Below are 12799 nucleotides of genomic sequence, written 5' to 3'. Positions count from 1 at the left end.
TGATTGTTGAGAAACGAGCGGCTGTCAACCGATGGATATGATGGGGCCGGAGACCAGCGAGCGCGAACGCGAAGTGATGGAGGCAACGCTGCGCCTGATCGGGCGCAGCGGGCTCAAAGCCGTCACGCATCGGGCCGTGGCGGCCGAGATCGGCATGTCGCTGGGTGCGATCACCCATCGTTTCGGTACCCGAGACCTGCTGGTCGAGGGAGCTCTGAATTTCGCGCTGATTCGGGAGGTCAGGCGCCTGCGCGCGCTGGCGCTCCGGCTGCAGAGCGAGGCACTGGATGTCGAGGCTTGGATCGACGCGCTGGTCGGCTGGTACGCCAAAGAGCTCGATGCCGAGGCGGAGATTCACATCGCCTGCTACGAGGCGTTCCTGGCCGCGGCGCGCGACGACCGCTATCGGCCGATCGTCGCCGAATGGCAGCAGACCTGGCGACGCAGCGCCGAGCTGGCATTGGCCGCAGCCGGGTCGCGTGCGCCGGCGCTGCACGCCGGGATCTTCGTCTCGGCCGTGGTCGGCATCGTGCTGGAGCAGCTCGCAGCTCCGCGGCGGAGCTTCAAGAAGGAGATGCGAGCCGCCTTGCTTGAGCTGGTGCGCGGCCTGATCGGGAAGCGCTAACGCGGCGCAGCCAAGGCGGCCGCGATGGTTGCCGCCAACGGCGTGGTCGGGCGGCCGATCAGGCGGCCGAGCTCGCCGCCGGCGTCGTTCAGCGCACCCTTGGCTGCGCCGGCGTCGGAGTCGGCCAGCAGGGCGGCAAACGGCTCGGGCAGGCCGGCGCCGACCAGTGCCGCCTTGTAGTCGGCTTCCGGCAGATTCTGATAGGCCACGGTCTTGCCGCTTTGCCGGCTCAGCTCGGCGGCGAATTCGGTCAGCGTGTAGACGGTGTCGCCGGCGAGCTCATAGATGCGGCCGGCAGGCGGGGCGTCCGCGGTCAGCACCTTGACGGCGGCCTCGGCGTAGTCTGCGCGGGCCGCGGAGGCAATGCGGCCGTCGCCGGCGCTGCCCAGGAAAGCACCATGCGCCAGCGCGGCGGGAATCGAGGCCGCGTAGTTCTCGGTATACCAGCCGTTGCGGAGCAGCGCGTACGGCACGCCGGAGGCTTTCAGCGCGGCTTCGGTCTGGCGATGCTCTTGGGCCAGCCCGAGCGGCGAGGTGTCGGCGTGGAGCAGGCTGGTGTAGGCGAGCAGCTTGACGCCGGCCCGACGGGCGGCCTCGATCGCGTTGCGGTGCTGGACGAGGCGTTGGCCGATCTCGCTGGAGGAGATCAGCAGCGCGTGGTCGACGTCGGCGAACGCCGCCGTGAGGGTCTCGGGGCGGGCGTAATCTCCTTTGTGAACGTGCAGGCCGCGCGCGGCGAGCTCCGCCGCGGCCTTGTCGCTGCGGACCAGCACGCCGATCTGGGCAGCCGGGACGGTCTTGAGAAGGCCGTCGATCACGAGCCGGCCGAGCTGGCCGCTGGCGCCGGTGACGAGGAAACGGGAGGCGGACATCAGGATCTCCTGGTGGTGTTCGATTGAGGGTAGGTCTATAATGGAGACCTTGAGCCGACCGCGTAAGGAGGCAGTATTTCGTGACAAGGTCACCTGCAGATAACCTGACAGTCGCTGCGCACCGCGCCACCTTGACCGACCGCTACGCCGCCTGGCGCGAGCTCGGCTTCGACGCGTCGCGCTGCCCGGTGCGCAACGTGCTGGATCATCTCGGCAGTAAATGGAGCACCCTGCTGCTCATCGCGCTCGCCGAGAAGCCGATGCGGTTCAATGCCTTATTCCGCGATGTTCCAGACATTTCGAAGCGGATGCTGACCCAGACGCTGCGCGATCTCGAGCGCGACGGGCTGGTCTCCCGACAGGTTTTCCCGACCAAGCCGCCCAGCGTCGAATACCGGCTGTCGCCGATGGGCGAGTCCGTGCTGGGGCCGCTGACGGCGCTGGTCGGTTGGGCCGAGCAGCATTTTCCGGACATTGAGAAAGCGCGGGTCCGGTTCGACGGCGGCGCAGACGCGGTGGCTGCGCCGGAGGGCCGGGTTGCGCTTGCTCCGGTCCCGGCCGGGAGCTAATGCCTCGCCATGGGAAAAAGACTGATTCCGCCGGAGCCGGCCGAGATTCACGAGGTGCAGCTGCGCGAGGCGCTGGAAGAGCGCTACCTCGCGTACGCGCTCTCGACCATCATGCATCGTGCCTTGCCCGATGCCCGCGACGGCCTCAAGCCGGTGCATCGCCGCATCCTGTACGGTATGCGGCTGCTGCGGCTCGACCCCGGCACGCCGTTCAAGAAGTCGGCCAAGATCGTCGGCGACGTGATGGGTTCGTTCCATCCGCACGGCGACCAGTCGATCTACGACGCGCTGGTCCGCTTGGCGCAGGATTTCTCGTCGCGCTACCCGCTGGTCGACGGCCAGGGCAATTTCGGCAACATCGACGGCGATAACCCGGCGGCCTACCGCTACACCGAAGCACGGATGACCGACGTCGCGCGCCTGTTGCTCGACGGCATCGACGAGGACGGCGTCGCGTTCCGGCCGAATTACGACGGCCAGGCCAAGGAGCCGGTGGTGCTGCCCGGCGGGTTCCCGAACCTGCTCGCCAACGGCGCCCAGGGCATCGCGGTCGGCATGGCCACCGCAATCCCGCCGCACAATGCCGCCGAGCTGTGCGACGCCGCGCTGCATCTGATCGAGAAGCCCGACGCAAAGTCGAAGGCGCTGCTGCGCTTCGTCAAGGGACCGGACTTTCCGACCGGCGGCATCATCATCGACTCCAAGGAGAGCATCGCCGAGGCCTATTCGACCGGCCGCGGCGCGTTCCGCACGCGGGCGCGCTGGCAGCAAGAGGAGGGCGCGCGCGGCGCCTGGAGCGTGGTGGTCACCCAGATCCCGTGGCTGGTGCAGAAGTCGCGGCTGATCGAGAAGATCGCCGAGCTGCTCAACGAGAAGAAGCTGCCGCTGGTCGGCGACATCCGCGACGAGTCGGCCGAGGACGTCCGCATCGTCATCGAGCCGAAGTCGCGCAGCGTCGATCCGGCCCTGATGATGGAATCGCTGTTCCGGCTGACCGAACTGGAGAGTCGGATTCCGCTCAACCTCAACGTCCTGATCAAGGGCCGCATCCCCAAGGTGGTCGGCCTCGCCGAATGCTTGCGCGAATGGCTCGACCATCTGCGCGACGTGCTGCTGCGCCGCTCCAACTATCGCAAGGCGCAGATCGAGCACCGGCTCGAAGTTCTCGGCGGTTATCTGATCGCGTACCTGAACATCGACGAAGTGATCAGGATCATCCGCACCGAGGACGAGCCCAAGCCGGTGCTGATGAAGACCTTCAATCTCACCGAGATCCAGGCCGAAGCGATCCTCAACATGCGGCTGCGCTCGTTGCGCAAGCTGGAAGAGATGGAGATCCGCACCGAGGACAAGAATCTCCGCGCCGAGCTGAAGGGCATCAACGCGATCCTGAAGTCCGAGACCGAGCAGTGGGCCAAGGTCGGCGAGCAGGTGCGCAAGGTGCGCGAGATGTTCGGACCGAAGACACCGCTCGGCAAGCGCCGCACCAGCTTCGCCGACGCGCCGGAGCACGATCTCGCGGCCATCGAAGAGGCTTTCGTCGAGCGCGAGCCGGTGACCGTGGTGATTTCGGACAAGGGCTGGGTGCGCACGCTGAAGGGCCACGTCGAGGATCTGTCGGGGCTGAACTTCAAGCAGGACGACAAGCTCGGCCAGTCGTTCTTCGCCGAGACGACGTCGAAGCTGCTGCTGCTCGCCACCAACGGCCGGTTCTACGCGCTCGACGTCGCCAAGCTGCCCGGCGGTCGCGGCCATGGCGAGCCGATCCGGATGTTCATCGACATGGAGCAGGACGCTGCGATCGTCACCGTGTTCGTGCACAAGGGCGGCCGCAAATTCCTGCTCGCCAGCCATGACGGCCAGGGCTTTGTCGTCAACGAGGACGAGTGCGTTGGCGCAACCCGCAAGGGCAAGCAGATCATCAACGTCGACGTTCCGAACGAGGCGAGGGCGCTCACCGTCGTCAGCGAAGGTGACGATCAGGTCGCGGTGATCGGTGACAACCGCAAGATGGTGATCTTCCCGCTCGACCAAGTGCCGGAGATGACCCGTGGCCGCGGCGTGCGGCTGCAGAAGTACAAGGACGGCGGCCTGTCCGACGTCGCCACCTTCTCGTCGAAGCAGGGCCTGTCCTGGCGCGATTCCGCCGGCCGCGAGTTCAGCGCGACGATGAAGGAATTGGCGGAATGGCGCGGCAACCGCGCCGATGCCGGCCGGCTGCCGCCGAAGGGCTTCCCGAAGTCGAACAAGTTCGGCCGCGGCATCGAGTGACGCATCGGCCTGCCTGCACCCTCGGCCGCAGGCAGGCTGTCCTTCCGTTTTTCCGTCTCGCTCCCGAACTGCATTGATTGGACGCGATGTTCGAACGCTGCTCCCGATCCGGTCTGCTGCTGCCGGTGTTGCTGGTGATGCTGTCCTCACCGGCCCAGGCGGCGGAGCTCGACGGCGCCGCGCTCGGCTGGGCGTGGGGCGTGCCGTTCGCCGGCATCCTGCTGTCGATTGCGCTCGGGCCGCTGCTGTTTCCGAAAGTCTGGCACGCGCATTACGGTAAGATCGCCGCGGCATGGGCGGCGCTGGCGCTGACGCCGATCGCGATCGTGTACGGCTGGCAGAGCGCGCTGGCGTCGCTGATTCATGCACTGCTCGCTGAATATCTCAGCTTCATCGTGCTGCTGTTCGCGCTGTTCACGGTGTCGGGCGGGATCCTGGTCACCGGGACGATCCGGGCGACGCCGCTGCTGAACACCGGCCTGCTGGCGGTCGGCACCGCCTGCGCCAGCCTGATCGGCACCACCGGCGCGGCGATGATCCTGGTCCGGCCGCTGATCCGCGCCAATGCCGGGCGGCGCCACAACGTCCACGTCGTGGTGTTCTTCATCATCCTGGTCGCCAATATCGGCGGCGCGCTGTCGCCGCTCGGCGATCCGCCGCTGTTCGTCGGCTTCCTGCGCGGGATCGATTTCTTCTGGCCGGTGCAGCATCTGTGGCAGCAGACGCTGATCGTCGCCGGCATGCTGCTGACGATCTTCTATCTGCTCGATCTGTGGTACGCCCGGCACGATCCGCCCGCCAAGACCGCCGAACAGCCGATCGGGTTTCGCGGCGGGATCAATTTCCTGCTGATCGCCGGCATCATCGCCACCATCCTGGCTTGCGCGCAGTGGCGGCCGGGCATCGAGTTCGACGTCTACGGCACCAAGGTCGCGCTGCAAAACTTGGTGCGCGATGCCGTGCTGGTGGTGGTGGCGCTGCTGTCGCTGTGGTGGACCGCCGACGAACACCGCTCCGCCAACGGCTTCACCTGGGAGCCGATCCGCGAAGTCGCCAAGCTGTTCGCCGGGATCTTCGTCGCGATCATCCCGGTGCTGGCGATGCTGCAGGCCGGTAGGACCGGATTGTTCGCGCCATTGCTGGAAGCGGTGACGGCGAGCGACGGCACGCCGCGCGAGGTGCCGTATTTCTGGTTCACCGGGTTGCTGTCGGCGGTGCTCGACAACGCGCCGACCTATCTGGTGTTCTTCGAGCTCGCAGGAGGCCGGCCCGCCGAACTGATGGGGCCGCTCGCCGGCACGCTGGCGGCGATTTCGATGGGCTCGGTCTACATGGGTGCGCTGACCTATGTCGGCAACGCGCCGAATTTCATGGTCTATGCCATCGCCACCGAGCGTGGCATCAAGATGCCGGGGTTCTTCGGCTACGCATTGCGGGTGAGCGCGGTGCTGATCCCGCTGTTTCTGCTACTCACGTTCCTGCCGATCGTGCCGAACCTGCAGCTGCACTGAGCGCGCGCTACTTGCCGTGTGGAGCCGCAGCGGCGGGCGGAAGCCCGGGGGTGTGCCGCGGCTTCAAGGTGCCGACGTAGAACGACACCCCGCCGACCAGCACGACGCACACGAAATACATCAGATAGGCCTGGGGTGGGGTCGTCGCCCACCGCAGAAACCCGCCGAACGACATCCGCTCTGGAACCTGACTCGTCATGGGCGACCTTCTGCGCCATTTCCGGCCGGACGGGAAGCCGGAATTGCGAGGAAGGGAACACCGGCGCCACGGAAATGTCAGCGCGCCGGACCGAAGCACGATCAATGACCAGTGGCGCAGTTTGTGGCAGCCTCGGTGCGCGCAGTATTGCGACTCGGTGGGCGGGACGTATTGAAAGACGAGATTCACCACCAGCAGTGCAGGGTTGCCTTGTTGCTAATGCAAGTTACTTGCATCAAAAATAGCCGGGCTGCATTGTGATGCGATGGATGCAAAATCGCCCCCGATGACCTCAGACCCAGCGCCGACACCGGAGCAGACCACGGGATGGCGCCTTTCGCCGGGCGAGCCGTCGCTGGCCGGGATGTTCGGTACCATCCCGACCCGGGCCAAAGGGCCATTCTGGCGCAAGCTGATTGCATTCCTCGGCCCCGGCTATCTGGTCGCGGTCGGCTACATGGACCCCGGCAACTGGGCGACCTCTCTCGCCGGCGGCTCGAAATACGGCTATGCGCTGCTGACGGTCGCGCTGGTGTCGAACATCATGGCGGTGGTGTTGCAGTCGCTGTGCACGCGTCTCGGTGTGGGCGCGGGCCGGGATCTCGCCCAGGCCTGCCGCGACGCCTATCCGCGCTGGGTGTCGTGGCCGCTGTGGCTATCGGCCGAGATCGCCATTACCGCGACCGACCTTGCGGAAGTGATCGGTACTGCGATCGGGCTCAACCTGCTGTTCGGCATCCCGCTCGAGCTCGGCGTCGTGATCACCGCAGCCGACGTGTTCCTGGTGCTGGCGCTGCAGGCGTTCGGCTTCCGTTGGATCGAAGCCTTCGTGGTGGCGCTGCTCGGCGTGATCGCGGCCTGCTTCGCGATCCAGATCGCGATGGCCGATCCGGACTGGGGAGCGGTAATCCGCGGCTTCGCGCCGACCACGCGGGTGCTGACCGAGCCCGGCATGCTGTATCTGGCGCTCGGCATCCTCGGCGCCACGGTGATGCCGCACAACCTCTATCTGCACTCCGGCCTGGTACAGACCCGCGGCTTCGGCCACAGCCCGGCCGAGAAGCACGAGGCGATCAAGCTCGCCACGATCGACTCGACGATCGCGCTGACCTTCGCGCTGACCATCAACGCCTCGATCCTGATCCTGGCAGCGGCGACCTTCCACCACGCCGGCCAGACCGATGTCGCCGAACTCGACCAGGCCCATGCCTTCCTGGCGCCGCTGCTCGGCTCGACGCTGGCGCCGACGCTGTTCGGCATCGCGCTGCTCGCCTGCGGCCTGAATTCGACCGTCACTGCCACGCTGGCCGGCCAGATCGTGATGGAAGGCTTCATCCAGTTCCGGATCAAGCCGTGGCTGCGCCGGATGGTGACGCGGCTGATCGCGATTGTGCCGGCGGTAGTGGTCACCATCATCGCCGGCGAAAAGGGCACCGGGCAGCTCCTGATCCTCAGTCAGGTGGTACTCAGCCTGCAACTGCCATTCGCGGTGGTGCCGCTGGTGATGTTCACCGCCAGCCGAGCCAAGATGGGCGAGTTCGTCGCGCCGCGCTGGCTGTCGGTCGCCGCCGCGATGATCGCCGCGATCATCATCGCGCTGAATATCAAGCTGGTGTTCGACTACGCGACCGGCGGGTAGTGCGCAGACGAAATCCCAGAGCCGCGGTTGTGCTGGTCGAGTAGAACCGGCGTTTGGTCAACACGGTTCTGCTCATTCGAGCCTGCCTTCGTGGGGGCGTGACGTTGCGCGAAGTATTGAGCGGGAGTGCTTCCAAGCGCCTTTTTGAACATGGTGATGAAGGCGTTGACCGACTCGTAGCCAAGTCCGGCCGCAACGTTCTGCACCGCTTCGCCGCTCGCAAGTTCCCGAAGGGCGACGACGAGGTGCAGCTGCTGTCGCCAGCGTCCGAACGTCAGTCCTGTCTCGCGGATCAGCAGCCGCGCCAGCGATCTTTCACTCATCGCGATCCGCTTTGCCCAATCGCTCAAGGTCCTGCGATCGGATGGCTCCGCTGTCAGAGCGTCGGCGATGGCCCGGATCTTCGGATGGCTGGAAATCGGCAGGTTGAACCGCTCGCGCGGCATCTCCGCGAGTTCGTCCAGCAGCACGCGCGCCATTCGGGCCGCGTGGCTGTCTGCATGATAGTCCGCACGCTCCTCTGCCAGGCGCTCGACCATTTCTCGTATCAGCGGAGAAATCGAAAGCGTACAACTCGAAGCGGGCAGGTCCGCCGCTTCCGGCTCGACGAACAGGTAGTTGAGCTGCGCATTGGCAGTTGCGCGTGCGCTGTGCGGCACGCCGCCAGGAATCCATACCCCGCAATTGGGCGGCACGATCCAGATTTCGTTGCCGGCCGTGCAGGTGACGGCTCCGTGCAGGGCGAGGATCAACTGCCCCTTTCGATGCACATGCAAAGGCACTTCCGCCGCGTGGTCCGAAAAACTGAGCTTGTGGGCCACTGCGGGCAGACGCGTCAGGTCCGGATCGAAAACGGAAACGACAGATTGTACCGCAGGCATGAGAATGACCGATTTTAGGGATTTCATGTCGTAATAGCGAATTTATTCGCTTATGCAAATCAGTCACTACTGGCGTCATGAACGAGATGCCGTCGGGACGTCCCGATTCTCCCCAGACCTGCCGAGCAGCGCGCCAGGCGCTGACGACCTTTCTCGGCCAGCCCGGCACGAAGGAGGACGCCGATGCGATCCTGTTTTCGGTGAAGAGTTTTGCCGCGGCGATGCTGGCCTATTACATCTCGCTGCAACTCGCGCTGCCCAAACCTTTCTGGGCGATCGTGACGGTCTACGTCGTGTCTCAGACGTCCGCGGGAGCTTCGCTCAGCCGCGGCGTGTATCGCTTCGTCGGAACCTTGGTGGGCGCGGTTGCGACGGTCGCAATCGTTCCGAATTTCGTCAACGACCCGATCGTGTGCAGCGTCATCCTCGCCGGCTGGATCGGTCGGTGTCTGTTTCTCTCGCTGCTGGATCGCACGCCGCGGGCGTACGCCTTTGTTCTTGCCGGCTACACGACGAGCCTGATCGGCTTTCCCAGCGTGCTCGATCCCGGCGCAGTTTTCGACACGGCATCCCTGCGCGTCCAGGAAATCTCCATCGGGATTCTCTGCGCCGTTCTGATCCATCGTTATGTCCTGCCGAAGTCGATGAAGGGCCAGTTCGCCGGCAAGCTGTCGGCGACGCTGCAGGACGCCCGCCGGATTGCGCGCCTCGCGCTGGCGGGAACGCCGGAAGACAACCGCAACGATCGTCATCAACTCGCGGCCGATCTCCTGATGCTGCGGGGACTTGCGACGCATCTGCCGTATGATCCCGGATCTGCGACGTTGCGGCGCGAGACGCTGCAACTGATTCACGACCGGCTTGCCCGGTTGCTTCCACTGTCAACCGAGATCGAAGACCGTGTCCGCACGCTCGGACTAGGTCACCGCGATCAGGCCGACGAACTGACCGCATTGGTCACTGATGTAGCGGCCTGGATCGCAGCCCCTGAGGCCGGCCAGGACGAAACCGCGGCAGCTCGGCTGATCGGGCGCGCGCGCTCGGTCCAGGCTGGTTTGACCAAACATGCAACGACGCCTGTCGATCGAGTGGGTGCCAACCTTGCCGGCCATCTGGCGGAAATGATCGGCCTGATACACGACTGCGACAGGCTCGATCGGAGCATGATCACCGGGGCGCGCTCACCGAAAGCGGTGTCGCTCTACGAGTCCGAGCCTGCCAAGGGTTACGTCTATCACCGCGATCCATGGATGGCGGCTCGCGCTGCGCTTGGCTCCATCGTCGCCATCCTCAGCGGTTGCGCCTTCTGGATGTGGTCGGCCTGGCCGGAGGGCGGAACGGCGGTCTCGATTCTCGGCGTGTGTTGCACCTTGTTCGGCAACTTCGACGCGCCTGTGCCGTTCGTCGTCAAGTATATCGTGGGCTCGATCTGGGGAGTGTTGATAAGCCTCGTCTACAGCTTCGCGATCCTTCCCCAGGTCACGAATTTCGCAGTTCTCGTCGCGGTGCTCGCCCCAGCGTTTTTGATTGCGGGCTCTCTCCAGGCCCGAGTGCCGACGACGTTCATGGCGATGGGGATCACTCTCACGATTCCGATCCTGGCGGGACTGGGCACCACGTACACCGCTGACTTTGCCGCTTTCCTCAATACCGCGATCGCGCTGTTCATAGCAGTTGGCTTCGCGGCGGTCAGCATGTCCATCTTCCAGACTGTGCCGCTGGAGGTTGCGATCGATCGGCTGCTTCGCCTCAGTCGGCGGGACGTCGGTCGCCGCGCTCTGGGCGGCGCGCCGAACGAAGCGCGCTGGACGAGCCTGATGATTGATCGGACCGCGCTGCTGCTGCCGAGGCAGCGGGCGGTCGGAAAAACCCATACCGACGTCCTTGACGATACGCTGCGCCTTCTTCGCATCGGTCACATCGCCGGCCAGCTTCGCAAGATTGTCCCCCAGGTCAAGGGCGGGGCCGGCGCGGCACTACGGGGCCTTCTTTCCACGATCGCCGCGTGTTTCAGCGTCAGGCGATCGACGTCGCCTGCCGAGCTCGCAGATCTCGACCGCCGCATCGAGGCGTTGATGGCAATGGTGGCGGCAAGCTCACACAACAGTCGGTGGCGGATACTCGATCTGCTGATCGACTTGCGTTTCGCACTGGGCTTCACCGCAACGGCGCACGAGGAAGATCCGGCCCATGATCGTTGATTTGAATGTGGCGGGCGTCTTCATCCCAGGCCTGGTGGTCCTCGCGCTCGTCGCGCTGATCGCGACCATGGCGGTGATACGTCTCTGTACCACCATCGGCATCCTGCGCCTGTTCGCGTATCGACCGCTTGTCGAAATCGCCACCTTCCTCATCATCTACGGTGTTCTCGCGCAGTATCTTCCACTGATCGGACCAATATCGTGAAATCGTTTCTGTCCGTGCTCAGCCGCTATGCCCTGACCATCTCCTTGGCCGTTGTCTCCGGCTTTGTCGGCCTGCAAGCATGGCGTCATTACGAGCGCACGCCCTGGACACGCGATGGCAGGGTCAGCGTGGATGTGGTCCAGATCGCGCCGGAGGTCTCCGGGACGATCCGTACCGTGCGGATAACCGATAATCAGTATGTGAAACGTGGCGACGTTCTTTACGAAATCGACCCGGAGCGGCTTCGACTGGCCGTGGCGCTGGCAGAGGCTGACGTCGAGGCGAAATACCAGGATATGGTCGTGCGGCAAGCCACCGCTCAGCGGAAGCGGCAGCTCAAACTCAACGATGTGGTCTCACAGGAAGCGGTCCAGCAATCGAGCGGGGCAGCGGCCATGGCCGCGGCGGCCTATCAGGCGGCGGTGGCGACACAAGAGCTGGCCAAACTCGATCTTGCGCGCTCCATCATTCGCTCCCCGGTCGATGGCTACGTCACCAACCTGAAACTTCGACCCGGTGATTATGCGACGGCTGGGGCGACGAATGTCGCCATTGTCGATGGCGCCAGTTTCTGGATCACCGGCTATTTCGAAGAGACGAAGATTCAGCAAATTCGTGTGGCGGCGCCGGTGCGGATCAAACTGATGGGGTTTGATCAGCCCGTGACGGGACATGTCGAGAGCATCGGCCGCGGCATCGAAAACAGCAGCGAAGCGCCGGGTCGCTTCGGCCTGCCCAATGTCGCAGCGACGTTTTCCTGGGTGCGTCTCGCCCAGCGCATCCCGGTGCGCATCCATATCGACCAAGTCCCGTCCGGCGTCGAACTGGCCGCGGGAATGACGGCGACCATCGAGATCATTCCCGCCGACGTCGAGGCGAAGGCGAATCGCCAGCCATGATGCATGCTTCCGTTGCTGTCGTTCCGTCGCCTGCCATTGGTGGAGGAGGGACCAACCCGACAGGCTGGAAAAATGTCGGAAGGCCCGAACTAGTCCTGCGGCTCGGGCTGCATCTCGCCCGAAGCGTCGATGCGCAGCCAGCCGCTCGGCGCCAGCCGCTGCTGCGGCAGATAGCGGCCCTTGTAGTCCATCTTCTTGGAGCCTTCGATCCAATAGCCGAGATAGACGTACGGAAGGCCGAGACGCCGCGCCCGGGCGATGTGGTCGAGGATCATGAAGGTGCCGAGCGAGCGGTGCTGCTCGTTCGGTTCGTAGAACGAATACACCATCGACAGTCCGTCGCCGAGTACGTCGGTCAGCGCCGCTGCGATCAGTTCGCCGCCGCGGCCGGTGACGCCGGTGTCGGGGGTGCGCTTGCGATACTCGATCAGCCGGGTCTGGACGTGGCTGTCCTCGACCATCATCGCGTAGTCGAGCACCGTCATGTCGGCCATGCCGCCGTGACGGTGGCGCTGGTCGAGATAGGCGCGGAACACCGAATACTGCTCGGACGTCGGCACCGGATTGCGCTGCTCGCCGACGATGTCGGCGTTGCGGGCAAGTATCTTGCGCTGGTTGCGCGACGGCTTGAACTCGTTGGCGACCACCCGCACCGACACGCAGGCGCGGCAATGGTCGCAGGCCGGACGGTAGGCGATCGACTGGCTGCGGCGGAAACCGCCATGGGTCAGCAGGTCGTTGAGCTCGCCGGCTTTGTTGCCGACGAGATGGGTGAACACCTTGCGCTCGTGGCGGCCCGGCAGATACGGGCACGGCGAGGGGGCCGTCAGATAGAATTGCGGGGTGTCGCGCGAGTGCTGGGTCACGTCGGGTCGTCGGCCTCCAACCCGCCCAGCATCGCCTTGCGTCCGCCGCCGGTCAATCGCT

12 protein-coding genes are annotated in these 12799 nt (G+C 65.1%); 8 read left to right on the top strand and 4 right to left on the bottom strand.

All coding sequences use genetic code 11. The annotated features are described in order from the left end of the window. Positions 1 to 31 precede the first annotated feature (31 nt). Entirely contained in the window at positions 32 to 625 is a 594-nt protein-coding gene (locus DWA33_RS01370) for a TetR/AcrR family transcriptional regulator (RefSeq protein WP_114356315.1), read from the top strand. On the opposite strand, the gene DWA33_RS01365 is transcribed toward DWA33_RS01370, so the two are convergent. Continuing rightward, positions 622 to 1497, bottom strand: a complete 876-nt coding sequence (locus tag DWA33_RS01365; protein WP_114356314.1) for an SDR family oxidoreductase — start codon at positions 1495 to 1497, stop codon at positions 622 to 624. The genes DWA33_RS01370 and DWA33_RS01365 overlap by 4 nt on opposite strands. An 80-nt stretch (positions 1498 to 1577) precedes the next feature. Between DWA33_RS01365 and DWA33_RS01360 the strand changes: the two genes are divergently transcribed. The 3 genes from DWA33_RS01360 to DWA33_RS01350 all read left to right on the top strand — a co-directional run bounded on the left by DWA33_RS01360 (position 1578) and on the right by DWA33_RS01350 (position 5848). Beyond that, a complete protein-coding gene (locus DWA33_RS01360) occupies positions 1578 to 2066 on the top strand; it encodes a winged helix-turn-helix transcriptional regulator (RefSeq protein WP_114356313.1) in 489 nt (162 codons plus the stop codon). Positions 2067 to 2075: 9 nt separating this feature from the next. Then, positions 2076 to 4337, top strand: coding sequence for a DNA topoisomerase IV subunit A (parC, locus tag DWA33_RS01355; RefSeq protein ID WP_114356312.1), 2262 nt, complete (start codon positions 2076 to 2078; stop codon positions 4335 to 4337). A gap of 86 nt (positions 4338 to 4423) precedes the next feature. Next, positions 4424 to 5848, top strand: coding sequence for a sodium:proton antiporter (locus tag DWA33_RS01350; RefSeq protein WP_114356371.1), 1425 nt, complete (start codon positions 4424 to 4426; stop codon positions 5846 to 5848). A 7-nt stretch (positions 5849 to 5855) separates the two neighbouring features. Here DWA33_RS01350 and DWA33_RS01345 read toward each other — a convergent pair whose 3' ends face one another. Beyond that, complete coding sequence (locus tag DWA33_RS01345) at positions 5856 to 6047, bottom strand: hypothetical protein (protein WP_114356311.1); 192 nt, start codon at positions 6045 to 6047, stop codon at positions 5856 to 5858. A 265-nt stretch (positions 6048 to 6312) separates the two neighbouring features. Between DWA33_RS01345 and DWA33_RS01340 the strand changes: the two genes are divergently transcribed. Further along, a complete protein-coding gene (locus tag DWA33_RS01340; RefSeq protein WP_114356310.1) occupies positions 6313 to 7686 on the top strand; it encodes an Nramp family divalent metal transporter in 1374 nt (457 codons plus the stop codon). Here DWA33_RS01340 and DWA33_RS01335 read toward each other — a convergent pair. Next, positions 7668 to 8594: an AraC family transcriptional regulator gene (locus DWA33_RS01335; RefSeq protein ID WP_430707853.1), complete on the bottom strand. Its 927-nt coding sequence runs from the start codon at positions 8592 to 8594 to the stop codon at positions 7668 to 7670. The two genes, DWA33_RS01340 and DWA33_RS01335, sit on opposite strands and share 19 nt — an antisense overlap. A gap of 50 nt (positions 8595 to 8644) precedes the next feature. Between DWA33_RS01335 and DWA33_RS01330 the strand changes: the two genes are divergently transcribed. From DWA33_RS01330 to DWA33_RS01320, 3 genes are read left to right on the top strand one after another with little or no spacing between them, the layout of a single operon-like run. Continuing rightward, positions 8645 to 10768, top strand: a complete 2124-nt coding sequence (locus DWA33_RS01330) for an FUSC family protein (protein ID WP_244601170.1) — start codon at positions 8645 to 8647, stop codon at positions 10766 to 10768. Further along, positions 10758 to 10973, top strand: a complete 216-nt coding sequence (locus DWA33_RS01325) for a DUF1656 domain-containing protein (RefSeq protein ID WP_114356309.1) — start codon at positions 10758 to 10760, stop codon at positions 10971 to 10973. Before DWA33_RS01330 ends, DWA33_RS01325 begins: the two co-directional genes overlap by 11 nt. Then, entirely contained in the window at positions 10970 to 11872 is a 903-nt protein-coding gene (locus DWA33_RS01320; protein WP_114356308.1) for an efflux RND transporter periplasmic adaptor subunit, read from the top strand. The genes DWA33_RS01325 and DWA33_RS01320 overlap by 4 nt, the downstream gene beginning before the upstream one ends. Before the next feature lie 89 nt (positions 11873 to 11961). Here DWA33_RS01320 and DWA33_RS01315 read toward each other — a convergent pair whose 3' ends face one another. Beyond that, a complete protein-coding gene (locus DWA33_RS01315) occupies positions 11962 to 12738 on the bottom strand; it encodes an arginyltransferase (RefSeq protein ID WP_114356307.1) in 777 nt (258 codons plus the stop codon). Between the last annotated feature and the right edge of the window lie 61 nt (positions 12739 to 12799).

Origin of the sequence: Rhodopseudomonas pentothenatexigens (assembly GCF_900218015.1) — a bacterium.
Lineage (GTDB): Bacteria > Pseudomonadota > Alphaproteobacteria > Rhizobiales > Xanthobacteraceae > Rhodopseudomonas > Rhodopseudomonas pentothenatexigens.
Note: the sequence above shows the minus strand (reverse complement) of the source record. Positions and strands in the feature narration are given on the sequence as shown.